The organism is Corynebacterium sp. CNCTC7651, from assembly GCF_021496665.1.
Classification (GTDB): domain Bacteria; phylum Actinomycetota; class Actinomycetes; order Mycobacteriales; family Mycobacteriaceae; genus Corynebacterium.
In genome coordinates this window covers 958,936-983,841 of sequence record NZ_CP071246.1, presented here as the reverse complement: position 1 = coordinate 983,841, position 24,906 = coordinate 958,936, and the positions used below count along the sequence as shown (strand labels likewise).

Genomic DNA, 24,906 nt, shown 5'->3' with positions numbered 1-24,906 from the left:
AAGACATATGAGCAACAGAATCACAATTGCGAACCGCGGCGGAGAGCGCCGCGAGCGCCCCGAGCGCATCGAGGCCAAGCCGCTGCGCCACCCGGGCCGCTGGGTGCTGGCCGCGATCCTGATCGCCCTGGTCATCTGGTTCATCATCGGCGCCGCGCGCAACGAGGCGTACGGCTGGGAGACCTACTTCCAGTACTTGTTTGACACCCGCATTGCCACTGCGGCGCTGCACACCCTGGCCATCACCATCCTTGCGATGCTGATCGGCGTGGTGGGCGGCGTGATCCTCGCGGTGATGCGCATGAGCCCGAACCCGGTGTTCAAATCCATCGCGTGGGTCTTCTTGTGGATCTTCCGCGGCACCCCGGTCTACGTCCAGCTGATGTTCTGGGGCCTCTTGGGCGCGATCTACGACTCCATCAACCTCGGCTTCGCCCAAATCTCCCTGGAACCGTTCACCTCGTCCGCGTTCATGCTGGCCGTGGTCGGCCTCGGCCTGAACGAGGCCGCCTACATGGCTGAAATCGTCCGCTCCGGCGTGTCCTCCGTCCCGGAGGGCCAGATTGAAGCCTCCAAGGCGCTGGGCATGGGCTGGGGACAGACGATGCGCCGCACCGTCCTACCGCAGGCAATGCGCATCATCATCCCGCCCACGGGCAACGAGTTCATTTCCTTGCTGAAGACCTCTTCGCTCGTTGTCGCCGTGCCGTACTCCCTGGAGCTCTACGGCCGCTCCATGGACATCGCTGCCGCGCTGTTCCAGCCGGTGCCCCTGCTCCTGGTGGCTGCAACCTGGTACCTGGTCATCACCTCCATCCTCATGGTGGGCCAGCACTACCTGGAGCAGTACTTCGACCGCGGCGCCTCCCGCCAGCTCACCGCTCGCCAGCTGGCCAGCCTGGCGGATGCGGAAGGCACCATCCCGCACAACGTGCAGATCATCGACGCGCCCGAGAAGAAGGGACACCGCTAAACCATGACCATCAAGCACACTCCCATGGTCCAGGCCGTGGATGTCTGGAAGTCTTTCGGCAACCTGGACGTGCTCAAAGGCATCGATCTTGAGGTCATGCCCGGCACGGTGACCTGCATCATCGGCCCATCCGGTTCCGGCAAGTCCACGTTCCTGCGCTGCGTGAACCACCTGGAGCAGGTCACGGCAGGTCGCCTGTACGTGGACGGCGAGCTGATTGGCTACCGCGAGCGCGACGGGGTGCTCTACGAGATGAGCGAGCGCGACGCCGCCCGCCAGCGCCGCAACATCGGCATGGTGTTCCAGAACTTCAACCTTTTCGGCCACCGCACGGTGCTGGACAACATCATCGAGGCCCCGATTCACGTCAAGGGAGTGCCCGCGGCAGAAGCGAAAGCTCGCGCCATGGAGCTCCTCGCCATGGTGGGCTTGGAGCACAAGGCGGATGCGTACCCGATCCAGCTTTCCGGCGGCCAGCAGCAGCGCGTGGCCATCGCGCGCGCCGTTGCGATGGACCCGAAGCTGATGCTTTTCGACGAACCCACGTCCGCCCTCGATCCGGAGTTGGTCGGCGAGGTACTCCGCGTTATGCGCACGCTTGCAGACGACGGCATGACCATGATCGTGGTCACCCACGAGATGGCGTTCGCCCGCGAGGTGGCGGATCACGTGGTGTTCATGGCGGATGGCCGCATTGTGGAGCAGGGCACGCCAGCCGAGGTGCTGGACAACCCGCGCGAAGAGCGCACCCAGGCGTTCCTGAGCACGCTGTTCTAAAGCGCAATCAATCCGCGCACCAGCGCTGTAGCGCCCCCGAAGAATGCGAGGCCCAGCGCGATCTTGCGCGCCTTGTCTGCCGGCACGCGCGGCGCAAGGGCCTTGCCCACGATCACGCCGGCGAGAAGGCCCAATAGCGTGGCTGCCCACACCGCCGGATGGATGGCGGAGACGTCCGCAGCGCCGGAGAGCTCCTTGCCTAGAAAGGACAGCGCCCCGCCCACAAGGAAGATCGGCTGCAGGGTGGCTGCGTAAGTGCGCTGGTCCCACCTCGCCGCATGGGCGTAGACGGTGATGGCGGGGCCGGCAACGCCGGAAAGCGTGTTCATGAACCCGCCGATCGCACCAGAAATCGCTGCCGGCACCACGCCCTCAACGCGCGGCACGTAGCGTTTGCCCAGTGTAACCACGCTGAGCGCTAAGAGGAGCAGGATGCCGATGATCACTTGGAGCACGGCTGTGGATACGCGCGGGATGATCCAGGCGCCCGGCAGCACGCCAATGATCAGCGCGCCGGCGATAGGCCAGAACTTGGACCAATCGATGTTGGCGCGCATTCCCCAGGTGTTCGCGGTCGCGTTAATGACGGCCAGCATGTTGACCAGCAGGACACCGTCAACGGGGCCCAGCAGGATAGACAGCACCGGTGCAGCGATGAGCCCCATCCCCATGCCGGAGATGCGCTGTAGGCCGGCACCGAGCGTGACGGCAAACCAGAGGCCGATAAGAACTGCGGTCACTGCGGCAGTTTAACCCCGGTACTTCGCAAGCATCGCCTCGCGCACCAAGTCCGGCACCAGGCCGGTCACGTCGCCGCCGTACTTGGCCACCTCCTTAGTCAGAGAGGAGGAGATGTAGCCGTACTTCTCATCCGTCAGCAAGAAGTAGGTGTCCACACCAGTCAGACGGCGGTTCATCTGCGCCATCGGCAGCTCGTACTCGTAGTCCAGCGCGGTGCGCAGGCCCTTCACCAGGGCAGTTACGCCGTGGGCGGAGGTGTAATCCACCAAGAGGCCACCCCAGTGGTCCACGCGCACACGGGGATTGTTGGCGGTGACGGAGCGGATGAGGTCAACGCGTTCGTCGATAGTAAAAAGCCCAGACTGCTTGGCCGGGTTGCCAGTGACTAGGACGATGACTTCGTCGAAGTGGCGCGACGCGCGCGTGACAATGTCCAGGTGGCCGTTCGTGATCGGGTCGAACGAGCCGGGGCACACTGCAGTGGTCAACCTATTCTCCTTCCGTCGGACCCGCCTCAGGGTCCGAGTACACAGCCATATCCATGCGGGCGATGCCGTAGAGGCGCTTCTTCAACTTCTGGCCGGTCGGCGTGAACTCTGGAGGCCACGCGGTCTCTGGGCTTTCGCGGAAACAGGTCCAGCACGCGCTGGCCTACGAAGCCGAAGCGCACCTGGAGCGAAGAGAACAGCCCCTCGCGGGCGCGGTCCGAGGTGGGGCGGGTGCCCTCCGGCGGGACCTTGATCTTCCTGCCCCGGGCTTCGCCCGAGATGATGCGGTTCATAGACATAACTAGCTCTTATCCAGGTACTCGAAATCTTCCGGCCTAAAGCTCGCGGTTGCGGCGCGGGCAAACGCGAGGTTGTTGGCAATAATGCCAGCCGCGTCATCGTAGGCGCGCTTCACCGTCGGATAATCATCCACCAAGTTCACCAGCCGCAGCGTGCGGGCGATGCCGGATTGCTCTGTACCTAACACGTCGCCCTCTCGGCGATTCATCAGATCCAGCTCGGCCAGCGCAAACCCGTCCGAGGTATTGGCGACGGATTCCACGCGCTGGAAGGAGGGCGTTTCCGGTTCGGCCGCGGTGTGGAAGAAACAGATGGACTGGTTGCCGCCGCGGCCCACTCGCCCGCGCAGCTGGTGGAGCTGGGACACGCCGAAGTGCTCCGCTTCGCGCACCATCATCACCGTCGCGTTAGGCACGTCCACGCCGACCTCGATCACTGTGGTGGAAACCAGCACGTCAATCGCGCCGGCAGCGAACGCAGTCATCACCGCGTCCTTCTCCTCGCCCTTCATGCGGCCGTGGAGCACCGCAATCTCCAACCCGGCCAGCACGGTTGACTGCAATAGAGCCGCGGTTTCGGTGACTCCCCCGGCGCCGTCGATACGCGGGCAGACGATGTAGACCTGGTGCCCGGCGCCGACCTCTTCCCGGATCTTCGCCCACGCGCGCTCAACCCACTTGGCGCGGAACTCCGGCACCACGAAGGATTGGATGGGTTTGCGCCCACCCGGCAGCTCGGTGAGGGTGGAAACAGCCAAGTCGCCGAAAACGGTGATGGCGATGGTGCGCGGGATTGGCGTCGCCGTCATCACCAACAGGTGCGGGGTGGTCTCCCCCGCCTTGGCGCGCAGCTGGTCGCGCTGCTCTACGCCGAACCGGTGCTGCTCATCCACCACCACAAAACCGAGGCGGAAGAACTCCACCCCCTCTTGGATGAGGGCATGCGTGCCGACGACGATGTCCGCCTCACCCGTCATGATCTTCAGCAGCGCTTCCTGCTTTGCCGCGGCGGTGAGCGACCCGGTGAGCGCCACCACCCGGGCGGGCACCCCGGCGCGCAAGAGCGTCTCAGTGAGTGAGCGGGCGTGCTGCATTACCAAGACCTCGGTCGGTGCGAGGAGGGCACATTGCGCCCCGTTGTCCACGGCCTGCAGCATGGCCAGCAGGGCGACGATGGTCTTGCCGGAGCCCACCTCGCCCTGGAGCAGCCGGCTCATGGGCAGTGTGCCCTCCATGTCGCGGGAGATCTCGCTGAGCACTTCTTGCTGGCCTTTGGTGAGCGGGAACGGCAGTGCGCGCAGCAGCGTGTCTTGGTCGCGTCCTTCCTTGCGTGGCAGTTCGGGGGCGGTGTGGTGCGCGAGGTCTGCGCGGCGTACGCCCATGGCGAGTGCGACGGAGAGCGCTTCGTCGTACTTCAGCCTGTCGACGGCACCCTGTGGGCCCTTCGGCCCCGGGAAGTGGATTTGCCGGATGGCGGAGTTGAGCGGTAGGAGTCCGATTGGCGTGAAACCGAGCGGCTCCTCGATCGGCCCGAGGTCTTTGAGGACCGTGTGGACTGCCCCCATGATGGTCCAGGTGCTCACCACCTTGGTCGCCGGGTAGATGGGCATCCATTCCTTGCCGGCGAGGATCTCTTCGAGGTCGCCGAAGTGCGAGAGCTGGCGAAGCGATCCGGTTGCTTCCGTGGGACCGTCGAGAAGCACAAAGTCCGGGTGCTGCAGCTGGGGCTCGCCGTTGAACCAGTCGAGCTTGCCGGTGAACATTGCGCGGCGCCCCTCGGTGAGCACGCGCTGGGCGTAGTGGGAGCCGAAGAACGTGGCGGCAAACTCGCGGTGGCCATCCGTGAGCCGCACCTTGAAGATTGGGCGCTTGGGCTGCTTGCGGTTGTGGATGGTTTGCGTGGACGTGACGGTGCCGATGATGTTGAGGGTGTCGCCTTTGCCCAGACCCTCCAGGTCAGCGCCCGTGCCGTAGTGCAGGTAGCGGCGCGGGTAGTGTTTGAGCAGGTCGCCCACGGTATTGATGTCTAGGTGCTTGGCCAGTGCCCGCGATTGTTTGAGCGGGATGAGCAGGTTCAGCGGCCGCGCGTCATCAAACCCCAGCACGGCCTACTCCACCCCAATCTCCGCGATCGCACCCAGTTCATCGGCCGGGTAAGCCATGACTTCTACGCCAAGTGCGGGTTCGAGCCCTGCGAACTGCTCCGCAAGAGCGGCTGGGTCTGCGCCCGCGCCCGGACCAAACCCTGCGGGGCTGAACTCATCTGGGTCGAAGAGGATGGACACCTGCTCCCCGCCGTGCTCCAGGAATCGCTTGCAGGTGCGTTCGACGGCGCACAGCGGATCCTCGTCAATAATCACCGTCTCACCATGCGCGGTCACGACGACATCGCCCTTTGCCACAGCGCCGCCTTGGATCAACCCGGCGCGCGGGGCGCGGTGCGCGACGGCGGTGCGCATTTCGCCGGCCGCTTCAGACATGGTGAACGCGGCGGTAGCCAGCGGCTGGTTCGGGTCGTGCACCGTGAGGGCCGCGATGCCGGAGACCAGGCGGACTGTGGGCAGCAGTGTCACCGTCTGCTCGAATGCGCGGGCCGCCTTCTCCACGGCGGCGAGGTTGCGGCGATCCAGCAGGCCGTTGGGAAGAAGCAGCACCTCGCTTGCCCCGCTGCGGCGGATAGTGGAGAGGATGTCCGCGACCACGTCTTCGCCCGGCGCGACGGTGACAGCGCCCGCTTCCTCATACAGCGCGGTGAGGGAGCCCGGGGGTGTGACAGCGAGGATGAGCCGCTGCGGAGTGTCTGTTGTCGGCTCCGGCGGCAGGATCTCGAACCGCAGGTCGGTGACGCCGCCGGCGGCGAACGCGCGTGAAACTACCTCGCCCGCGTGCCGTGTGTGAGCGTGGATGTGCACCTTGCCGGAAGCGGCGGATTGGGGGCCGGCGGTTGCGGAGCTTCCGGCATCACCCGCACCGAGGCGGGCGATGACGAGGCTGTCGCCCAACTCGGCCAATTCCGTTTCGAGGGCGTCGAGGTCGCCCGCGAACATGAACATCACCTCGAGCTTGCCGGCGCTGCCGTGGCCCGCCTCCGAGGGAGTGGGTGGTCCTGCGTCGGGTTGCGGCTCACAGTGTCCAACCGGTGTATCTGGCGCGCCCGGGAGATAGTCGGTGGGCGCGGCTCCGGCGACTTCGTCGGTCAAGGCCTCGAGCAGGACCACTAGCCCGGTGCCGCCCGCATCCACTACGCCGGCTTCACGCAGCACTTCGAGCTGAGACGGCGTGTTCGCCAGCGCCGTACGCGCGGCGTCGGTGGCAGCACCGGCCACCTCTTCGATTGAGGGATGGGCGGGATCCTCTGCGTCTGCCACCGCTTGGGCCGCCGCGACAGAGGCGGCGCGCAGCACCGTAATTACGGTGCCTTCGACGGGCTCCGCAATCGCCCGGTCCACAAACGTCACCGCGGCCGCCAACGCGTCCGCGATCACTGTGCCTCCCGGGGTGTCGCGCTGCACGGACTGGGCAAGGCCGCGGATGACCTGGGAAAGCACCACACCGGAGTTGCCGCGCGCACCCTTCACCGCACCGATGGCGAGTGCAGAGGCAACCTGCTCAACGGACGCGTCTTCCGGCAACCCCTGCGCTTCCGCCACGGCGGAAGCCATGGTGTGCGCCATGTTGGAACCCGTATCCGCATCCGGGACCGGGAAGACGTTGAGTTTGTTGATTTCCACCCGCCTACGGTTCAGCTCATCGGCCGCGCGCTGCGCCCACTCGAGCAACCGCGCGCCGTCAAAAGCGGGGGGTGTCACCATGACGGTTGAGTTTACAACGACCAGTCCACCGGGTCCGCTCCCTGGCTTTCCAGCGCCTCGTTGGCGCGGGAGAACGGCCGCGACCCGAAGAAGCCGCGGCTGGCGGACAAGGGGGAAGGATGTGGCGACGCGATCACCGGCGTATCGCCCAGAAACGCCGTGGCCTGCTGTGCGTCGCGCCCCCACAAGATGGCAACCAGCGGCGTGTCCCGTTGCGCCAGCGCACGAATCGCCGCCTCTGTCACCGCTTCCCACCCTTTTCCACGGTGCGAGCCGGGGGCACCCGGCCGCACGGTGAGCACTCTGTTCAGCAGCATGATCCCCTGCGTCGACCAACTTGAGAGGTCGCCGTCTTGGCGGGGCGGGACCCCGCAATCGTCGTAAAGCTCTTTGTAAATGTTCACCAGCGAGCGCGGGGCGGGCACCCCCGGCTGCGTGGAGAACGCGAGCCCCATCGGGTGCCCGGGCGTGGGGTACGGGTCCTGGCCAAGGATGAGCACGCGCACCTCATCGAACGGCTGGTGGAAGGCGCGCAGGATGTCGTGCCCGCGTGGGAGGTACGCGTCCTGCGTGCGCAGGAAGTCCCCCATCTCGTGGATCTGCTTTTCGACGCTCGCTAGAGGCGCCTGCCAGCTTTCATGCACCGGCAGATTCATCAGAAGCTCTCCCACCCGCCGGTGTAGGCCGGCTCCTTGCCGTCGATACGCACGCCCTCCTGGCGGGTCACGGTGCCGATAGAGCGAAAGCCCACCGGGGCGGAGCGGTCGCAGGTGCCGATGAGCGTGTGGTCCTCCCCGCCGCACAGCACCCACTGCCACGGATCCGCGTTGAGGTAGCGGGCAGCGTCCACGAGGATCTTGTCCGGCGATAGCGCCACCGCGGACAGCTCGATGCCCACGCCGGAGCGCCGCGCCATGGTGGAGAAGTCCTTGATCAACCCGTCTGAGTTATCCGTCATGGCCGTGGCTCCGGCTGAGCGCGCCACTACCCCGCGACCTGGGGTGATATGCGGGACCTGGTGCGCCTGCACGAGGGGTTCGAAGCGCTCCGGCACGGGGATGCCCGTCTCGGCGGCGTGCTGCAGCAGCGCCAACCCCGCCGCCGAGTAGCCCAGCCTGCCATGCGCAACCACCCGCTGGCCGGGCCGCGCACGGTCCAGGCGCAGCGCCTCGAGGTTGCCGCCGAGGGAGCCGATAGCAGTGACGGAGACTACAAGATCCTTGCCCGCAGTCACATCCCCGCCCACAAGTTCTGAAGACCACGCCTCTGTCATGCTGCCCACCCCGCGCGCCAGCTCCTCAATGACTGCGACCGGCATGCTGGGCGGGGCGGAGATGGCCAGCAGCGCGGCGAGGGGACGCGCACCCATCGCCTCAATGTCCGCGAAGTTTTGCACCACGGCCTTCTGGCCAACGTGGAACGGGGTGGAGTATTCCGGGGTGAAATGGCGGCCTGCAACCAGCATGTCCGTGGACGCCACCACGCGGGAATTGGGTGCTGCAGGGGTGAACACCGCCGCATCATCGCCGTTGATCGCCGACGGCGCGGCGGCGACGATGGCATCGATCACGCCGCGCTCCCCCACCTCCCCGAGCGTGGGGCCGAAGTCCGGGAACCCTGTGCGAATCACGTTTCTGACTTGGCCTTTCAGTAGACTGAGCCGCCATGAGCTCGACGGACACTCACGCGGAAACTAGCGCCAAGATTAGCCGGACCCCGATTTACATCATCCTCGGCCTAGCGATAGCGATGGTGGTGGGCGTGCTGTTCGGCGCCCGATTCATGTTCCAACAGGCCGCAACCCAGCCGGTTGCGATGCCGGAGCTGCCGTCGCCCGGCGCGCAGTCCCAAGAGTGCGCCGATTTCATCGCCAGCTTGCCGGAGCGCGTGATGGATTATCCGCGCGCCGAAATCGCAGAACCCGCACCGGCGGGCGTGGCGGCGTGGCAGCGTTCCTCCACCGAGCGAGTCACGTTGCGCTGCGGCGTGGAGTGGCCGCTGCAGTTCCACGCTTACGCCCAGCCGGAGGATATCGGCGGCACCCGCTGGCTGCGTGTGGACGATGTTGCCGGCACGACCATGTCCACCTGGTTCACCACGGACCGTTCCCCCGTTGTCGCTGTGACGGCCGACCTGGCGCAGCTCCGCGACGGTGAGACACCAGTCGACCGCATCGACGCGGCTCAGCTGCCGGTGGCAGACGTGGCGGTGGAGCCCGCTCCCCTGTCCCAACTCCCCGCCGGGGATACTGCGGGCTGCGGCAGCATCGCGGCACCGGACTCCATCGCGGAGGGCTACACGCGTATCGACGTTTCCGAGGAACACACCTACGCCTGGACTTCTCCCGGCAAGGAACCGATTGTGCTGCGCTGCGGCGTGGCCGAACCGGAGGCCTACGAGGCCGGTGCCCAGCTGACCCAGATCAACGACGTACCGTGGTTCGAGGACCCGCTGGCCAGCGGCGGTGCGGCGGGCCGCACCATGTACGCCCTCGGCCGCGAGGCGATGGTGGCCGCATACCTCCCGATGGGCGGGGGCAACGAGGCGATTACCAACCTCACCGAGCTGATCAGCCAGAACGTGCCAGAGGCGCGCTCGGCTGGTTAGCGCTCGCCGCGCCTGCCGGCAGCGCTAACGGCCGCCGCGCTCCAGGGCTGTTGTGACAAGGATGTCCAGCAGCTCGCTGTATTCGAGGCCGCTGCCCTGCCACACCTGGGGGTACATGGAGATCGGCGTAAAGCCAGGCATGGTGTTCACCTCATTGAGCACAGGGCCGTAGGGGGTGACAAAGAAATCCACGCGGGCGAGGGACTTGCAGTCGAGTGCCCTAAACGCTCGGATGGCCAAGGAGCGGAGGTTGCCGCACATCTCATCGTCATAGGGCGCGGGGATGGTGGCGGTGACGTGGTGTTCCAGGTACTTGGTTTCGAAGCCGTAGAACCCTTCGTCCGAATCATCGGTGCCGTTGAGCTTGGCGGGCACGGATGCCTCCACGTGGCCGTCCGGGTATTCCAAAACGCCGACTTCCACCTCGTCGCCCACCAGCGCCGCCTCAACCAGCACCTTCGCGTCGTTGGCGAACGCCAGCTTTACGGCGGCCGGGAGGTCATCCCAGTCATCCACCTTGGACACGCCGATGGAGGATCCGCCGTTGGCGGGTTTGACAAACACCGGCAGGCCGAGGCGGTCCCTCTCCTCAGCGGTGAGGTCGCTTCGCTCCCCGGCGCGCAGCAGCACGCCTTCTGCGACCATGAGGCCCGCCGCGGCGACGACCTTCTTGGTGAACTCCTTGTCCATGCCGCATGCAGAGGCCAAGACACCCGGGCCGACGTACGGAACGCCGGAAAGCTCGAAAAGCCCCTGGATGGTGCCGTCCTCGCCGAACTTGCCGTGCAGGACCGGGAAGATCACGTCTACTTCCGCCGCGACTTCACCCGTCGCTGCGTCGGTGAATTGTCCGCGGGTTGCAGGAGACGTCGATAAGCGGAGCTCCCTTTCCCCCGCAACCTCGGGCAAGGCTGCCCCGGCGACGGGATCGATGCTGCCCTCGACCCACGTGCCGTCGCGCGTGATGCCGACCGGGTAGACCTCATAGGTCTCGCTGGGCAGGTGCGCCATAATGGCGCCGGCGGAGATGCAGGAAATGGAGTGTTCGGTGGACTGGCCACCGTAGATCACGGCAATACGAACCACGGCTCGAGCGTACCTGCCGCCGCGGCGCTCTCCGGAAACCGCGACACGGCATGCGGCCTAGTTTGTGGCGCAGTGGTGGCGCGGTAGTGGCGCAGCCTACTCGGATTTCTTGGAGCGGCCCATCAGCGCCGAGATGGCGTCCTCCACCCGGAGTCCCTGGTGGCACACAGCGTGCACGGCGTGGGTGATGGGCAGCTCTACGCCCTGCACATGCGCGAGCTGGTGGATGCTGCGGGAGGAGGTCACGCCCTCCGCCACCTGGCCGCGGGTGGCCGCGCGGGCCTCTTCCATCGTCGCGCCCGCGCCGAGCGCCTTGCCGAACGTGCGGTTACGGGAAAGCGGGGAAGAACACGTGGCAACCAGGTCGCCCAAGCCCGCCAGGCCGGAGAACGTGCGGGCATCCGCACCCAGCGAGAGCCCAAGGCGGGTGATTTCCGCCAGCCCGCGGGTGATCAAGGTGGCAATGGTGTTTTCGCCCAGGCCCTGGCCGGCCGCCATGCCGCAGGCCAGCGCGATGACGTTCTTGGTGGCGCCGCCGACCTCGCAGCCGATGACATCGGTGTTGGTGTACGGGCGCAGGTACTGCGTGGCGCACGCGGCCTGGATGAGCTTCGCGCGGTTCAAGTCGGTGCAAGCGATCACCGTGGCAGCCGCCTGCTCCTCCGCGATCTCGCGGGAGAGGTTCGGACCGCTAAGCACAGCGATACGGTTGGGGTCTGCGCCGGTAACTTCGGCGATGATCTGGCTCATCCGCATGTACGTGCCGGATTCGATGCCCTTGGAGATAGAGAGCAGCGTCGCGTCCGGCTTCAGGTGCGGCGCCCACACGGTGAGGTTTTCCCGCATGGTTTGGCTCGGCACGGCGAAAACCGCGATGTCCGCACCGTTGAGTGCGGCTTGCGCGTCAGAGGTAGCGGTGATCGCCTCCGGCAGCGTAATGCCCGGCAGGTAGTCCGGATTTTCCCGCGTGGAGGCAATGGCGTCGGTGAGCTCTGGGCGGCGCGCCCACAGCCGCACGGCATTGCCCCCGTCCGCGAACACTTTCGCCAGGGTGGTGCCCCAAGAGCCGGCGCCCATCACTGCCACGTTAACCATGGTGACTAACGCTAACATCCGCGCCCGCCCTCCATGGTGTGAGTGGGCGTGCCACAATGGAACGTATGTCAACGTCGCCTTCGAACCCTCACGAGTTGCACGAGCAGGATAAGGACGAATCGGGGGAAATGTTTCTCACCGGCCGTTACCAGGAAGTGCCGGTGAAGCCGCAGAAGGAGTTCCCCCGCACCACCCTCGCCGCCGGTGCTGTGCTGTGGCGCGGCACGCTCGCTGAGCCGGACACCGTGCGCGTGGCGTGCATCCACCGCCCGCATTACGACGATTGGTCGCTGGCCAAAGGCAAGGTAGACCCCGGCGAATCCTTAATCGCCACCGCTGTGCGCGAGATCAAGGAAGAGACGGGCTACGACATTCGGCTGGGCAAGCTGATCGGCAAGACCGTGTATCCGGTGAAGAACACCACCAAGGTGGTCTATTACTGGACGGGCGAGGTCGTCGGCGGCGAGTTCGAGCCGAACGATGAGGTGGACGAGATCCGCTGGCTGCCTATCGACGAGGCGAAGGAGCTGATGAGCTACGACCTCGACCGGGAGGTGCTTGCGAAAGCGCAGAAGCGCTTCACCACCCCCGCGGATGCCCGCATTCTCTACGTGCGCCACGCCCGCGCGCACGACCGGGAGAAGTGGTCCGGCGACGATAATCTGCGCCCGTTGGACAAGAAGGGCCGCCGCCAGTCCGAGATGCTGGTGCCCATGCTGGCCCCGTTCGCGCCGACCCGGATCTTCTCCGCGGAGCCGGACCGTTGCCAAGCAACCGTCGCCCCGCTGGCCGATGAACTGGGCATTGAGGTCACCGTTGATCCCCGCTTCGGCGACGCGGCGTGGCTGGAGCATATGGTGGAGGCGCAGCGCGCGTTCATGGACGTGGTGGAGCTCGGCGGCACGAGCGTGATCTGCGCCCAGGGAGATGTGATCCCGGCGATGGTGGCGTGGCTGTCGTCGCAAGGCACCCTGCCCCTCGACGGCGAGATCAACGCCAAGAAAGGCTCCACGTGGGTGCTGAGCTTCGCGGGCGGCCAGCTCACGGGCGCGGACTACATCCCCACCGCGCTGCCGGTGCAGTAACCATTAGTACGAACGACGTTTTCTTAAGGAGCGCCGATGAGCGAGACACTTTCCCCAGTCACCCAAGAACGCATCGAGGCCCAGCTCGACGGGTTCGGCCTCAAGCACTTCCGCGGCGAGGACGGCGAAACCACCACCGCGTTCCCCGGGCTGGTCTGCTTCTTCACCGTGATCGATGCCGGGTTCAAGGTATCCACGCGCTGGATGGCCACCGCCCGTAAGCCGGAACAGGTGCAGAAGCTGCGCTATGTGGCCAACGACATCAACGCAGTGGTACCCCTGGTGCGCACCCACCCGATTGTGCGCGAGGACGACACCGCGGTGGCGGTGATTGAGGCGCCGTTTTTCACCACCGCCGGCGTTACGGATTCCCAGCTGAAGAGCATGCTGGAGTTCTACTTCTCCGCCATCCACCACATCGCCGAGAAGCTGGGCAAGCACGTGCCGGGCATCCTTGACCCGATGCCCGGTGACAACGCCGCAGCAGCTACCGAGACCCCTGAAAGCGAGGCATAGGCCATGGCTGAGCAGACCCTTGCACCCCTGACCTTCGACCGCATCCCCGCCCTCTTCGACGAGATGGGCTGGAAGTACGACATCACCGAGGAAGGCAGCGTCCTGCGCACCGGCTTCTCCGGCATCGGGATGGAGCTCAAGCAGCACGGCAACACGATCTCCATTGTGACCACGGTTGCCGTGGACACCGTCACCGCAGGCAAATTCCCCGAGGTGCTGGGGTGGGTGGAGCGCTACAACGCCGCCAACGCCTTCCCCACCGCCACCGCGATCATCGACCCGGATCGCGATCTCACCGCTTTCGGCGCGGTGTTCAGCCTGCCGGGCGACTGGGGGTACTCGCACGACCAATTCGTCGCCCACATCACCTCGGGCATCGAGGGCGTGGTCAACGCGTCGCGCGATTTCCTGACCGAGTTCGCCCCCGAGGTCATCCAGCAGATCGACGCTAGCTAATCGACGGCTTAAAGGACGGCCGCTCCGCTTCGAAGCGGTCGATCGAGCTTTCGTCGCGAAGCGTGAGCCCAATGTCGTCGAGACCTTCGAGCAGACGCCAGCGGGTGTAATCGTCGATCTCGAACGTGTAGGTGTTCTCGCCGACGGTGACCGTGCGGTCCTCCAGCGAGACCGTGGCTTCGAGACCGGGCTGCTGCTCGAGCTGCTTCCAGATCAGCTCGATGTCGGACTCGCTCATGATGCCGGCGAGCAGGCCAGCCTTGCCGGAGTTGCCGCGGAAGATATCCGCGAAGCGCGGGCTGAACACGGCCTTGAAGCCGTAATCCATCAGCGCCCACACGGCGTGCTCGCGGGAGGAGCCGGTGCCAAAGTCTGGGCCCGCGAACAGGACGGAGCCCGCCGCGAACGCCTCCTGGTTGAGCACGAAATCCGGCTCGGTCTCGCGCCAGTTAGAGAACAGGCCGTCCTCGAAGCCGGTGCGGGAGACGCGCTTGAGGTAGCGGGCGGGGATGATCTGGTCCGTATCCACGTTGGAGCGGGTCAGCGGCACGCCGACGCCGGTGTGGGTAGTGAACTTTTCCATTTGGGTAGTCCCTTCTTTCGGGTCGGCGGTTAAAGGTCGGCTGGGCTTGCGAGGTGGCCGGTGACTGCGGTTGCGGCGGCAACCAGCGGGGACACCAGGTGGGTGCGGCCGCCCGGGCCCTGGCGGCCCTCAAAGTTGCGGTTGGAGGTGGACGCGGAGCGCTCCCCCGGCGCGAGCTGGTCCGGGTTCATGCCCAGGCACATGGAGCAGCCGGCAGTGCGCCACTCCGCCCCGAACTCGGTGAAGATGAGGTGCAGGCCTTCTTCCTCCGCCTGCTGCTTGACCATGGTGGAGGACGGCACGACCAGCATGCGGGTGCCCTCGGCGATGCGGCGGCCCTTCACCACCTCGGCGGCAGCGCGCAGGTCCTCGATGCGGGCGTTGGTGCAGGAGCCGAGGAAGACGGTGTCAATCTTGATGTCGCGCAGCGGCGTGCCCGGGGTGAGGTCCATGTAGGCCAGCGCCTTCTCGGCGGCCTGCTTGGCCGCGTCGTCCGCAAAGTCCTCCGGGTCCGGCACGTTGGCGGCCAGCGGCAGGCCCTGGCCGGGGTTGGTGCCCCAGGTGACAAAGGGGGTCAGCGCGGAGCCGTCGATTTCCACCACGGTGTCGAACTCCGCGCCCTCATCCGTCGGCAATGTCTTCCAGTACTCCACGGCCGCGTCCCAGTCCGCGCCCTTCGGCGCGTACTCGCGGCCCTCCACGTAGTCAAAGGTCTTCTGGTCGGGCGCGACCATGCCCGCTCGGGCGCCCGCCTCGATGGACATGTTGCAGATGGTCATGCGGGCTTCCATGGAGAGCTTCTCAATTGCCTCGCCGCGGTATTCGATCACGTGGCCCTGGCCGCCGCCAGTGCCGATCTTGGCAATGATGGCCAAGATCAGGTCCTTTGCCGTCACGCCCTCCTGCAGCTCGCCGGAGACCTCGATGGCCATCGTCTTGAACGGCTTGAGCGAGAGCGTCTGGGTGGCCATCACGTGCTCCACCTCAGAGGTGCCGATGCCGAACGCGATGGAGCCGAACGCGCCGTGGGTGGAGGTGTGCGAGTCACCGCACACAATCGTCATACCTGGCTGGCTAATGCCCAGCTGCGGGCCGACGGTGTGGACGATGCCCTGCTTCACGTCTCCCATCTGGTGCAGGCGCACGCCGAATTCCTCGCAGTTCTTGCGCAGCGTCTCCACCTGGGTGCGCGAGGTCGGTTCTGCGATCTCCAGGAGGTTTCCGGTAGTGATGCCCTCGGTGGGCACGTTGTGGTCCTCCGTTGCCAGGTGCAGCTCTGGGTGGCGGAGCTTGCGGCCGGCCATGCGCAGGCCGTCGAACGCCTGCGGGGAGGTAACCTCGTGCAGCAACTGGAAGTCGATGTAGATCAGGTCCGGCTCGCCGTTTTCACCCTTGGTGACAACGTGGTCGCGCCACACCTTTTCCGCCAGCGTCAACGGTCGCTCCGCCATCGCGTTCCTCCTTCTCACACCCACACCTTTCCAAAATGCGGGATGGTACGATCCATAACGTGAGACAGTATAGCGAAGACTCCGGCATCAAGGTCCTCGACCGCGCCGTTGCCATCCTCCGCTCGGTCAGCCGCGGGGACAAGTCGCTGGCGGCCCTCAGCCAGGACACGACCTTGCCGCGCGCCACCACCCACCGCATCGCCACCGCGCTCGAGGTCCACCAGCTGCTGGCCCGCACCGAGTCCGGTGCCTGGACCATCGGCCCCGCACTCGAGCACTTCAGCGCCTCCACCTCCCCGCGCCTGCTGGGCGCCGCCGCACCCGTGATGCGCAACCTGGTGGCCACCACCGGCGAATCGGTCCAGCTCTACGAGCTCTCCGGCGACACCCGCACCTGCATCGCCTCCGAGGAACCCACCTCCGGCCTCACGTACACCGTCCCGGTCGGCTCCCAGCTCTCGCTTGCGGCCGGTTCCGCCGCGCGCGTCTTCGGGGCTTTTTCGCTTATCGACGGTTCCCCGTTCCCACCCGAAGACCTCACCGCCGTCCGCTCCACCGGCCTGGCCGAGTCGGTGGCCGAGCGCGAGGTTGGTTTAGCGTCCGTGTCCGCGCCCGTCTTCGAGGGCGAGCACGTCATTGCCGTGTTATCCGTCTCCGGCCCGGCCGAACGCCTGGGCCCCAGCCCGGCCACGAAATGGGGCACTGAACTCAAGGCCGCGGCCGAGGCGATCTCCAGCGCGCTGTAGTTTCGGCAGTTTCTAGCCCCGCCCGCGCGGTGCCCGGTCCGCCCGGGTACCGGCGGCGGCGCGCCTCCGCCACGCGCTGGTCGCCGCGCTGGCCGCGCGGCGAGTGCAAGCCCCGCTGGAGCGATAAACCTGCAGGTCAAGACGAGGGCACCTTCAGGGGCATAACCGCAGGTCAACTCAGGGGCATGTGTTTAAGTCGATAATTGCAGGTCAAGATTTTATGCAAGTTTTCTTAGACAGGCGACTAGGAAGCGTGTGGCCAGCGGTTATGCCCCTGAACACATCGACCTGAACACATCGACCTGAACACATCGACCTAAACAGTTGGCCGTGCGCGGATACCGCGGCTCCGCAGCACGAGGCACCCGAACGTGGAGGAGACGCGTCGATGTCATCGAGGCGCGGCCAGCGTCGCCGGGCTGGCTACGCGTCGATGTCATCTAGGCGGGCTGTACCCGCGTCTTTTTGACCCGGCTCCCACACCACGTTCTTGGCTAGCGGGATCTGGTGCGACGAGCTTTCCAGGATGTGCATGAAGTAGCCGGCTGCGTTGGGGATAGCCACAATGTCGCCGGGCACCACACCACGGGGGAAGCGGATCTTGCGGCGCAGGATCAGCTCATCCTCGATGCAATAGGCGCCGACAAGGTACGCCTCAAGCTCGCCGGGGCGGTCACAGTTGGCTGCACCGCTGGCACCGACCGCGGTGGCAGTACCAGCAGTACCAGCAGTGCCAGCAGTACCGGTTGTGCCGGTTTCGATGAGGAACGGGTCGGTGAGGTAATCGTCGGACGTCGTGCGGCACTGGGTGCGGTTCATGGCCAGGCCAACAAGCGGCAGGCCGTCGGAGCGGGTTTTCACGAAGGCGACTTCAGCGAGGATCATGCCGCAGCCGTCGAGAAGCGAGCGCCCCGGCTCGAGGTGGAGTCGCAAGCCGCGCTCGCGCAGGCCGTCGCCGACGCCTCCTGCGAGGACCTCAGTGAGCCAGGTACCGCGGGTAGGTTCCTGCCAGTAGGGGTAGGTGTTGGTGAGCGGGTCTGACTTCCAGGTGAACGGCGTGGCGTAGCCGGCGCGTTGCTGCGCGATGGCGTGCTGGTAAGCGCGCCACTGGTGCTCGTGCTCGAGGTAGCGCATGGGCACGCCGCCGCCGATGTCGATGAATTCGGGTGCGTGGCCGGCGGCAACCAGGCGGTCGATGAGCGCCATGCACTCCGTGAGCGCGGCCGAACGGTCTGCGGCGGCGTAACCGTGGAGGTGCGCGTGCACGCCGACGACGCGGACGTGGTCGTTAGGCACGGCGAGGTGCTCTGCCCACGCTTCGAGGCGCTCGCCGAACCGGGTCGGCGGCATTGTGGCGGGATCCGGCGCGAGACGCGGGGCGACCTTGGCAACCGTGCCCGCCGGGGCCGCGGAGCTCGTGGCCTCGGCCAGGCGTGCGATGCGGTCGTATTCTGCGCGGCTGTCCGCGGAGATGACCACACCATTGTCGATGGCCAGCTGCAGCAGCGCGTCCGGCTTAATCGCCGCGGAGAGGATGATCCGGTCCCCCGGCACGTCGCGTGCGAGGACCTGGCGCAATTCGTTCTCGCTGGCCACGTCCACGCCGTTGCCGGTGTCGCGGGCGGTGTCGGCGAACAGGAGCGCCTTGTTAGCCTTGCGGGCGTAGAACACCTTCGTCTCCACGCCTGCGGCCGCACCGGCATCGACGAGCTCTGCGATGTTCGCGGCCATCGGCGAAGGATTGAGCACGTTGACGGGGCTGCCATAGGCGTCGATGAGGTCGCGGCACGCCGAAGGATCGCCCAGCAGGGCATCGGACCATACGAAACGCTTCGGCTCCAGCGGCGGCATGCCGTGCACGCGCTCCGGATCCGCCATCGCGGCGCGGCTGACACGGTCGGCCCACTGGTCAACCACGTCGTGCTCTGAGCGGCGCAGCGTGTCGTGCCCCAGGATCAGGCCCTCATTCATGCGGCCGGCGGCGGCGATGTGCTTTTGCCCAACCAAAGTGCCGTCGCGCTCAACGTGCAGGGCGTTCGTGTCTGCAAAGCGCTGGCCGATGCCTTGCTCCACCAGCCGGCCCACCAGCGTCCCCTCCACCACGCCGGGCGGGGCGATGACAGAATCGATGACCACGGTGGCACCGACCTCCTCGGCCAACGCGGCCAGGTCTTCGTTGCCGCGGGACATGAGGTCGGGGCGGATGCGGTGAGCGTCGACAAGCTCGAGCACCTCGCGCGCGGACTCCGGCGGCGGGCCGAACGCGACGCGCTCCATGGTGCGGGTGAATGCGTCGAACTTCGCAGCGCCGAGGGTCGAGCGGCCGCCGAACGACGCTCGTCTGACCAGCGCATCATACGTCTCGCGGAAGGCGATCCCCACCGCGAGTGCGGGAGTGAGCGGCCGCGTTCCCTCCGCCGCGGCCAGCGACAACCGCAGCTCCGCAACCGGGTCGCCCGTGAAGTCGGAGCCGTCCAACACCGCGCGGACATCCGCCTCGGTGCCTTCCCCCTCAGCGGCCCCCAAGACGGCGAACGCGCATTCGGCCAGGATGTCCTTGAGCTCTTCAAGGCCGCCGCAGCGCTCGATTGCACGGGAAGCACGCTCGATCGCGGGTGCCGCCCGGCGCGCCTGCTCCCCGCCCAGGTAGCCCTTGACCTCCATGAACCGCCCGGAGCGCGTGACCGGGTAGAACACGCGTGCTTTGGCGTAGCGCACGACGTCGATGAAAGTCAGAGCGGCGCCGCGCACGAGGGCGACATCGTCCTCCCCCACCGCGTCCAGTTGGCTCGCCGGGTACGCCGGCGCGATCACAGGCAGCCCAGCGATGTCCTTGCCGGCCAACGACCCTGGCCACGTGTGCGCATGGCCGGTAGTGATGAGAGCCTCGCCGAAACGCTCCCCGTGCACGTCTACCCCGCCGTCGACGGGCACTACGTCCGTGACGTCGAGCGTGCGGAAGTCCGCGCTGCACTGCGGCGGCAGGTGCTCCGCAAAAGCCTCCCAGGATGCCGCGAGGTGGCGTCCCACCGCGTTGCGCGGCACGAACTTCCCGCCGAGCGCGTCCTGCGGGTCCAGCGCCCCCAGTTGCGTTTCGACGATCGATTTCGGCGCGTTGATCAACCACCGATCCGGAAGCCCGGGCTGGAACGCCCCGCGGGCGGACACTTCCGTGAGCGGAGCATCGTTGAACACCGTGAGATCGATTGCCGCGCCGCGCTGCCGGGCGCGCTCCATGAGCGCTTCCGCCGCCCACAAACCGCGGGGGCCCGCACCGATGATGGCTACCTTCATGCTGCTACGCCTCCGTTCCCAGCTTGTCCCCGAGCTTGTCCGCGACCCACTCGTCGTTGTACACGGTGTCCAGGTACGCGCGTCCGTCGTCGTGGAAGATGGCCACAATCTCGCTGTGTGCTTCCTCGGCAACCAGCTGGTGCACTGCGTGCGCCACCGCGCCGCCCGAAGCTCCTGGGACGAAGCCGGTAGACCGGGCGAGATCGCGGGCGGCGTGCACGGCATCGGCAGCCTCAACGCGGATCACCCGGTCCGGGTGCACCTCCCGCGACAAGTCCGGTACTACGCCGGCGCCGTAGCCGGGGAGAATGCGCTGGCCACGGGAACCGTCGAAAAGCACGGAGCCCTGCGCATCCACCGCAACGAGCTTGGTGGTGAAGCCGTGCTCCTCAATGTGGCGCTGGCAGCCACCGATGGTGCCGGTGGTGCTCACCGCAATCACCAGGACCTCCGGCGCGTGGCCGAGCTGGTCCACAATCTCCGCCATCGTGCCGAAATTGTGGGCGTCAAACGCCGCGCGGTTGGAGTATTGGTCCAGGTTCACGGCGCCGAGCTCCTCCTTCAGCTCCGCGACCTTTGACCGGCGCGCCGCCAACCAGTCGCCGGTGGCCGGGTCCGGCTCCGTCACCGGGTGGAGGGTGGCGCCCAGCGCTTCGATCATGCGCAGCGTGGCGGCGTTTGTGCGCACGTCCACCACGCAGTGGAATTCCCACCCGCCAGCGACAGCTTCACGCGCGAGGGCGACACCTAAGTTGCCGCTGGAGGATTCCACGGCCACCGCGCCGGGGTAGAGCAGGCCGCGCTGCGTGGCATCTGCAACGAGCGCGCGGGCAGTGCGGTCTTTTGCGCTGCCGCCGGGGTTGAAGGATTCGAGCTTCCCCCACACGCTCGTGCTTTTGCCGGCGGTGGTGAAGCCGCGCGAGAGGTCAACGAGCGGGGTGTGGCCGATCGCGCCGAGCACACCGCCCACTGCATGGTCGGGTGCCGTGGATACTGGGCCGTCAAAACTCATGCAACCCAGCTTATGCGAAAGTTTGAACGGGCCGCGCTAGAAGAAGGTCACGCCCTCCCTGGCCATCCACGCGCCGCGGCCGGTGCTCGCGTCCCAGCACGTCACGCCAGTCTCTTCCACCGCGCACACCAGCGGGCCGTTGTGCACCACCGTCCCGTACGGCACCACCTCCGGCGCGATAATGCCGCCCTGGCCGAGGCGCCCCTCCATGTACAGCGGCACATCCCCCTTGGCAAAGGAGTTGTGCTCGCGCACGTCAATGAACCATTTTGGCCAGCCTGCTTGGTCGTACCCCAGCATGCCGTCGCGCTGGTAGGACTCCACCCCGCAGTGCAGCATCGGGTCCGCACCCTCCGGCGACAGCTCGCAACCAATGTTGCCGCTCGGGGTCACGAACATTGCCAGTTCGCGGCCGAGGAAGTCGATGTACTGCACCGACTTCACTGGCCGGGCGTTCGCCGGCACCGGGCCGCCGGCACCCGGGTACGCCAGCGGGGCTCCGGGCACCCCGCTTGACGACGCTCCCCTCCCAGCCGCCCCGCCCCCACCCCGCGCGGGGGAAGTCGGGGCAACCGTCTCGGTCACGGTGGATACCGTGGTGGATACGGCGGGCGATTCGGACGAGGACGCAGCGGACGCAGTTGACGCTGCGGCAGATGAGGTCGCGGCGGCAGTGCCCGCGCTGGTGGCGGGTTCGGGCATGCTCGACGTGGTGGACTGCGAGGAGCAGGCTGCGAAAGACGCGGCGCCGGCCGCGAGCACGGCGGCGGCGAGGAGGCGCTGGATGTTCACACCCGCGATGGTAGCGGGGTTTGGCTCGGCGGGGGGCGAGCCGCCGGCACAGCACAATGCCCCCGGCCCGAAGACCGAGGGCTTGTGTGGTACCCCGTACGGGATTTGAACCCGTGTTACCGGCGTGAGAGGCCGACGTCCTAGGCCGCTAGACGAACGGGGCGCGCTCGCGTTTTTGCGACTTGTTTACAATAGGGGACGCAAGCTGCAGCGCACAAATCCGCAGGTGCAGACCGGCATTGGGCTATTTCGAACTCCCCGCCGGGGAGCCTTTGCGCGCCAGGGGCTGAGGCGCCTCTGTCGTCGCCGGCGCGGAAGTCACGGGTGTTGAGCGCTGGAACGCCTGCACACCGAGCGCCGGCCCGATCACGCGCCAGCTCTCCCGCATCGACTTTTCAAAGAGCCCCCAGCTGTGCGTACCTTCGACCAGCTCGAACCACTCTACGTCCAGCCCCGCCTGCCGCGCTTGGTCCACGAAGTACTTCGAGCACGCGTAGGAAGCGGCTTCGATGACCACCGGCGGGCCAATGCGTTCCGACGAATGCTTCGACGCGTCAATCGCTCCCGGCACACCCTGCGCGGAGGACACGAACAGTGCCGTGCCCCGCAGCGCGTCGAGGTTGAGCACCGGCGAGTGCGCCGTCCACGCCTCGTTGCCGGGCAGCCCCCACATGCGCACCGGGTCCGCGCCATTCATCTTCAGCGCGGACGAGGTGTAGATGCCGCCGACCGCGCCGCTTGTCGCCGGGCAGCCGGAGTAGGAGGCCGCGGCTACGAACCGCTGCGGATCCTGGCTGGCGATGTTGATAGCTGGGCCGCCAGACATGGAGATGCCGGCGATGGCATCGCGGCCCGTGCCGTGGAAGAGCTCATCCATCAGCGGCGGCAGCTCGCGCGTGAAGTAGGTCAGCCATTTGTTCGTGCCCGTCTTCGGGTCGTCCCGGTACCAGTCCGCCTGCATGGAGGACACCGAGCCGATCGGGGTGACCACGTTGACCAGCTTGTCCTGGAAGAACTCCTGGTACTTCGAGGAGTTGCGCCACGACCAGCCGTTCGCCGCGCCATCTGCACCCATGAGCAGGTAAAACGTCGGCCGCGGGGTCGTGTTATCCGGCCCGCCGGGCAGGATGACCTCGTTGCGCACCTCCCGGCGCATCGAGGGCGACCACACGGTGACCTCGTACACATCGTTCTCAATGTGCTTGATGCCGCGGAACTCCGCCGGCGGCGCGTCCGGGTCCGGGAAGGTGGGGCTGGCGTCAGTCAACCCGGAACTCGCGGCGGCGCCGGAGCTGCCCACGCCCTCATACATCGAGGAACCGAATATTCCCCCGCCTAGAATGGCCAGCACCAGCGCGGGGATGGCGAAGATGGAGGTGCTGGAGAGCAGACTCGAGGCAGCCCCCGGCACGCTCAGCGCGTCCAGGATGCTCGACCCGGACCTGCTGGGTTGGCCGGTGAAGACGGAGGACAGCGGGTTCACCGACGACAGCGAACTCATCAACGAAGACAACGGGCGCGACATGGTGATCCGCGTTATTCCACACCCAGGGCCGCGCCCAGCGTTTCCCAGCTGGCCACCAGCTCCCGGCGGAACAGCCCGTAGGTGTGCGTGCCCTCCTCGAACTCGTAGAACTCCACGTCCACCCCAGCAGCGCGGGCTTCGCTGAGGAAGTGGAGCGTGCAGGTGTAAGCGAGCTGCTCATCCGGCACCAGGAGGGCCTTCGGCGAATCTTCCACCTCAACGTCCGTATCGGACGGCACGCCGCGCGACGCGGTGAGGAAGACCTTCTTGCCTTTCAACCCCTCCACGTTGAGCACCGCTGAGTGCGCTGCCCACGCCGGGTTCCACGGTTCGCCCCACATGCGCTTCGGATCGCCCTTGTAGAACCTGGTGCCGGAGGACGCGAACGCCTGGCCCACAAGCCCGGTTGTGGACGGGCAGGACGAGTAGGTGCCGGCGGCGATGAAGCGGTCATCCAGCATCGCCATGCGCAGCGCCGGACCGCCCGACATGGAAAGCCCGGCGATGGCATCCTTGCCGGTGCCGTGGAACATATCGTCGATAAGCGGGGGAAGCTCCTTCGTGATGTACGTGGTCCACTTGTTGGTGCCCAGCTTCGGGTCTTCCTCCATCCAGTCGGCCTGGTGGTTGCCCTTGGAACCCTTGGGCGTGACGACGTTCACCTGCTTACCCGCAAAGAACTCAGCCGCGCCGCCATCCTTCCACCACGGCGTCTTCTCGCCGCCGCCCGCGCCGCCGAGGAGGTAATACGTGGGGCGTGGCTGGGTGTTATCCGGGCCGCCCGGCGGCAGGATGATGTCGTTGACAATCTCTTTATCCATGGACGGCGAGTAGACGGTGAGGGACCACACGTTGTCCTGGATATGGGTCAGTGAGCGGAACTGCGCCGGTGCTGCGTCCGCAGCCGGGAAGGTCTTGTCCACGCGGTGGCTGGAGCCCAGCGCGGTGGACGCTTGGGAACTGGTCTCAAACGCGAACTGGCCGTAGGCGATGCGGCCGATAATGCCGCTCATCAGCACACCGATGAGCACGATGGGGATCGCGTCCAACCGCACGCCCTCAAGGCGAGAGCTCAGCGACACCCTATCCGGGTTGCGCACAAGGCCGAGTTCCTTGGCGTTGATCGTTCGAGCTTGGGCAACGGCTCCCGCATTGGCGACGGTGTCAGTGTTGGCGACGGGCTCAGCGGGCGCGGCGGGTGCGGCCTGGGCGACGGGGTCGGCTACGCCCCCAGCACCGGCGGCGCAGGCGAGGGCAGTGCACAGCGCGAGGCCGCGGCGAGTTGAGGTATGCATGGAGCGAGCATAGCGAAAACCTCCGGAGTAACTATGCGTTATTTCCGGAGGTTTTTAACGTTGTACCCCGTACGGGATTTGAACCCGTGTTACCGGCGTGAGAGGCCGACGTCCTAGGCCGCTAGACGAACGGGGCATTAGGACACAAAACCGTTTTCGCAGTCTTGCTGCTGGCCTACCTGGACTCGAACCAAGAATGACGGTACCAGAAACCGTAGTGTTGCCAATTACACCATAGGCCATCGTTTTTCAGCTTCTACCTGGGCTGTTTTG

At 66.6% G+C, this 24,906-nt stretch carries 22 protein-coding genes, 3 tRNA genes and 1 pseudogene; 7 read left to right on the top strand and 19 right to left on the bottom strand.

The window, feature by feature from the left end:
• The first annotated feature begins 7 nt into the window (after positions 1-7).
• Together JZY91_RS04765 and JZY91_RS04760 are read left to right on the top strand one after the other, a co-directional pair.
• On the top strand, positions 8-973 hold the full coding sequence (locus JZY91_RS04765) for an amino acid ABC transporter permease (protein ID WP_234948801.1): 966 nt from the start codon (positions 8-10) through the stop codon (positions 971-973).
• 3 nt (positions 974-976) lie between these two features.
• Positions 977-1,750 (top strand): amino acid ABC transporter ATP-binding protein, encoded by a 774-nt coding sequence (locus JZY91_RS04760; RefSeq protein ID WP_304504135.1) that lies wholly within the window; start codon positions 977-979, stop codon positions 1,748-1,750.
• Here the strand turns inward: JZY91_RS04760 and JZY91_RS04755 are convergent.
• The 7 genes and pseudogenes from JZY91_RS04755 to JZY91_RS04725 all read right to left on the bottom strand — a co-directional run bounded on the left by JZY91_RS04755 (position 1,747) and on the right by JZY91_RS04725 (position 8,720).
• The gene (locus JZY91_RS04755) at positions 1,747-2,490 is read right to left on the bottom strand and encodes a sulfite exporter TauE/SafE family protein (RefSeq protein ID WP_234948800.1); all 744 of its coding nucleotides are present in this window, start codon (positions 2,488-2,490) and stop codon (positions 1,747-1,749) included. The genes JZY91_RS04760 and JZY91_RS04755 overlap by 4 nt on opposite strands.
• 9 nt (positions 2,491-2,499) lie before the next feature.
• Positions 2,500-2,979: a pantetheine-phosphate adenylyltransferase gene (gene coaD / locus JZY91_RS04750; RefSeq protein WP_234948799.1), complete on the bottom strand. Its 480-nt coding sequence runs from the start codon at positions 2,977-2,979 to the stop codon at positions 2,500-2,502.
• Position 2,980: 1 nt separating this feature from the next.
• Positions 2,981-3,272 (bottom strand): annotated as a pseudogene (locus JZY91_RS04745) (RsmD family RNA methyltransferase).
• A gap of 8 nt (positions 3,273-3,280) precedes the next feature.
• Entirely contained in the window at positions 3,281-5,383 is a 2,103-nt protein-coding gene (locus tag JZY91_RS04740; RefSeq protein WP_234948798.1) for an ATP-dependent DNA helicase RecG, read from the bottom strand.
• 3 nt (positions 5,384-5,386) lie between these two features.
• Entirely contained in the window at positions 5,387-7,090 is a 1,704-nt protein-coding gene (locus tag JZY91_RS04735) for a DAK2 domain-containing protein (RefSeq protein ID WP_234948797.1), read from the bottom strand.
• 11 nt (positions 7,091-7,101) lie between these two features.
• Positions 7,102-7,746 carry a uracil-DNA glycosylase gene (locus JZY91_RS04730; protein WP_234948796.1) on the bottom strand — a complete coding sequence of 215 codons (645 nt, stop codon included), beginning with the start codon at positions 7,744-7,746 and terminating at the stop codon, positions 7,102-7,104.
• A complete protein-coding gene (locus tag JZY91_RS04725; protein ID WP_234948795.1) occupies positions 7,746-8,720 on the bottom strand; it encodes a thiamine-phosphate kinase in 975 nt (324 codons plus the stop codon). The genes JZY91_RS04730 and JZY91_RS04725 overlap by 1 nt, the downstream gene beginning before the upstream one ends.
• A 35-nt stretch (positions 8,721-8,755) precedes the next feature.
• Between JZY91_RS04725 and JZY91_RS04720 the strand changes: the two genes are divergently transcribed.
• Complete coding sequence (locus JZY91_RS04720; protein WP_234948794.1) at positions 8,756-9,697, top strand: DUF3515 domain-containing protein; 942 nt, start codon at positions 8,756-8,758, stop codon at positions 9,695-9,697.
• 24 nt (positions 9,698-9,721) lie between these two features.
• Here the strand turns inward: JZY91_RS04720 and JZY91_RS04715 are convergent, their stop codons facing one another.
• The gene (locus JZY91_RS04715; protein WP_234948793.1) at positions 9,722-10,783 is read right to left on the bottom strand and encodes a D-alanine--D-alanine ligase family protein; all 1,062 of its coding nucleotides are present in this window, start codon (positions 10,781-10,783) and stop codon (positions 9,722-9,724) included.
• A gap of 96 nt (positions 10,784-10,879) precedes the next feature.
• A complete protein-coding gene (locus JZY91_RS04710; RefSeq protein WP_234948792.1) occupies positions 10,880-11,878 on the bottom strand; it encodes an NAD(P)H-dependent glycerol-3-phosphate dehydrogenase in 999 nt (332 codons plus the stop codon).
• 65 nt (positions 11,879-11,943) lie between these two features.
• Between JZY91_RS04710 and JZY91_RS04705 the strand changes: the two genes are divergently transcribed.
• The 3 genes from JZY91_RS04705 to JZY91_RS04695 are packed head-to-tail and all read left to right on the top strand — an operon-like array spanning position 11,944 to position 13,935.
• Positions 11,944-12,963, top strand: coding sequence for a bifunctional NUDIX hydrolase/histidine phosphatase family protein (locus JZY91_RS04705; protein WP_234948791.1), 1,020 nt, complete (start codon positions 11,944-11,946; stop codon positions 12,961-12,963).
• Between the two features lie 36 nt (positions 12,964-12,999).
• The gene (locus JZY91_RS04700; RefSeq protein ID WP_234948790.1) at positions 13,000-13,479 is read left to right on the top strand and encodes a YbjN domain-containing protein; all 480 of its coding nucleotides are present in this window, start codon (positions 13,000-13,002) and stop codon (positions 13,477-13,479) included.
• Positions 13,480-13,482: 3 nt separating this feature from the next.
• Positions 13,483-13,935 (top strand): YbjN domain-containing protein, encoded by a 453-nt coding sequence (locus tag JZY91_RS04695; RefSeq protein ID WP_234948789.1) that lies wholly within the window; start codon positions 13,483-13,485, stop codon positions 13,933-13,935.
• On the opposite strand, the gene leuD is transcribed toward JZY91_RS04695, so the two are convergent.
• Together leuD and leuC are read right to left on the bottom strand one after the other, a co-directional pair.
• Entirely contained in the window at positions 13,928-14,518 is a 591-nt protein-coding gene (leuD, locus tag JZY91_RS04690; protein ID WP_234948788.1) for a 3-isopropylmalate dehydratase small subunit, read from the bottom strand. The two genes, JZY91_RS04695 and leuD, sit on opposite strands and share 8 nt — an antisense overlap.
• 29 nt (positions 14,519-14,547) lie before the next feature.
• Positions 14,548-15,969 (bottom strand): 3-isopropylmalate dehydratase large subunit, encoded by a 1,422-nt coding sequence (leuC, locus tag JZY91_RS04685; RefSeq protein WP_234948787.1) that lies wholly within the window; start codon positions 15,967-15,969, stop codon positions 14,548-14,550.
• 59 nt (positions 15,970-16,028) lie between these two features.
• Here leuC and JZY91_RS04680 point away from each other — a divergent pair, with 59 nt between their 5' ends.
• Positions 16,029-16,715, top strand: a complete 687-nt coding sequence (locus JZY91_RS04680; protein ID WP_234948786.1) for an IclR family transcriptional regulator — start codon at positions 16,029-16,031, stop codon at positions 16,713-16,715.
• 423 nt (positions 16,716-17,138) lie between these two features.
• Here JZY91_RS04680 and JZY91_RS04675 read toward each other — a convergent pair whose 3' ends face one another.
• From JZY91_RS04675 to JZY91_RS04640, 8 genes are all read right to left on the bottom strand, one after another.
• Positions 17,139-20,009 carry an FAD/NAD(P)-binding protein gene (locus JZY91_RS04675; RefSeq protein ID WP_234948785.1) on the bottom strand — a complete coding sequence of 957 codons (2,871 nt, stop codon included), beginning with the start codon at positions 20,007-20,009 and terminating at the stop codon, positions 17,139-17,141.
• Between the two features lie 4 nt (positions 20,010-20,013).
• Entirely contained in the window at positions 20,014-21,021 is a 1,008-nt protein-coding gene (locus tag JZY91_RS04670) for a pyridoxal-phosphate dependent enzyme (protein WP_234948784.1), read from the bottom strand.
• A 36-nt stretch (positions 21,022-21,057) separates the two neighbouring features.
• Positions 21,058-21,813: a hypothetical protein gene (locus JZY91_RS04665; protein WP_234948783.1), complete on the bottom strand. Its 756-nt coding sequence runs from the start codon at positions 21,811-21,813 to the stop codon at positions 21,058-21,060.
• 87 nt (positions 21,814-21,900) lie between these two features.
• A tRNA-Glu gene (locus JZY91_RS04660) sits at positions 21,901-21,976 on the bottom strand.
• Positions 21,977-22,057: 81 nt separating this feature from the next.
• Complete coding sequence (locus JZY91_RS04655; protein ID WP_234948782.1) at positions 22,058-23,338, bottom strand: alpha/beta hydrolase family protein; 1,281 nt, start codon at positions 23,336-23,338, stop codon at positions 22,058-22,060.
• 11 nt (positions 23,339-23,349) lie between these two features.
• Positions 23,350-24,633, bottom strand: a complete 1,284-nt coding sequence (locus JZY91_RS04650) for an alpha/beta hydrolase family protein (RefSeq protein WP_234948781.1) — start codon at positions 24,631-24,633, stop codon at positions 23,350-23,352.
• A gap of 63 nt (positions 24,634-24,696) precedes the next feature.
• Positions 24,697-24,769: transfer RNA gene (locus JZY91_RS04645), tRNA-Glu, on the bottom strand.
• Positions 24,770-24,803: 34 nt separating this feature from the next.
• Positions 24,804-24,875, bottom strand: a tRNA-Gln gene (locus tag JZY91_RS04640).
• Between the last annotated feature and the right edge of the window lie 31 nt (positions 24,876-24,906).

Coding starts and splice junctions, on each gene's coding strand:
- JZY91_RS04675 (WP_234948785.1), bottom strand. CDS start 20,009: ATGAAGGTAGCCATCATCGGTGCGGGCCCCCGCGGTTTGTGGGCGGCG.
- JZY91_RS04705 (WP_234948791.1), top strand. CDS start 11,944: ATGTCAACGTCGCCTTCGAACCCTCACGAGTTGCACGAGCAGGATAAG.
- JZY91_RS04695 (WP_234948789.1), top strand. CDS start 13,483: ATGGCTGAGCAGACCCTTGCACCCCTGACCTTCGACCGCATCCCCGCC.
- JZY91_RS04720 (WP_234948794.1), top strand. CDS start 8,756: ATGAGCTCGACGGACACTCACGCGGAAACTAGCGCCAAGATTAGCCGG.
- JZY91_RS04765 (WP_234948801.1), top strand. CDS start 8: ATGAGCAACAGAATCACAATTGCGAACCGCGGCGGAGAGCGCCGCGAG.
- JZY91_RS04730 (WP_234948796.1), bottom strand. CDS start 7,746: ATGAATCTGCCGGTGCATGAAAGCTGGCAGGCGCCTCTAGCGAGCGTC.
- leuC (WP_234948787.1), bottom strand. CDS start 15,969: ATGGCGGAGCGACCGTTGACGCTGGCGGAAAAGGTGTGGCGCGACCAC.
- JZY91_RS04700 (WP_234948790.1), top strand. CDS start 13,000: ATGAGCGAGACACTTTCCCCAGTCACCCAAGAACGCATCGAGGCCCAG.
- leuD (WP_234948788.1), bottom strand. CDS start 14,518: ATGGAAAAGTTCACTACCCACACCGGCGTCGGCGTGCCGCTGACCCGC.
- JZY91_RS04735 (WP_234948797.1), bottom strand. CDS start 7,090: ATGGTGACACCCCCCGCTTTTGACGGCGCGCGGTTGCTCGAGTGGGCG.
- JZY91_RS04670 (WP_234948784.1), bottom strand. CDS start 21,021: ATGAGTTTTGACGGCCCAGTATCCACGGCACCCGACCATGCAGTGGGC.
- JZY91_RS04655 (WP_234948782.1), bottom strand. CDS start 23,338: ATGTCGCGCCCGTTGTCTTCGTTGATGAGTTCGCTGTCGTCGGTGAAC.
- JZY91_RS04760 (WP_304504135.1), top strand. CDS start 977: ATGACCATCAAGCACACTCCCATGGTCCAGGCCGTGGATGTCTGGAAG.
- JZY91_RS04710 (WP_234948792.1), bottom strand. CDS start 11,878: ATGGTTAACGTGGCAGTGATGGGCGCCGGCTCTTGGGGCACCACCCTG.
- JZY91_RS04650 (WP_234948781.1), bottom strand. CDS start 24,633: ATGCATACCTCAACTCGCCGCGGCCTCGCGCTGTGCACTGCCCTCGCC.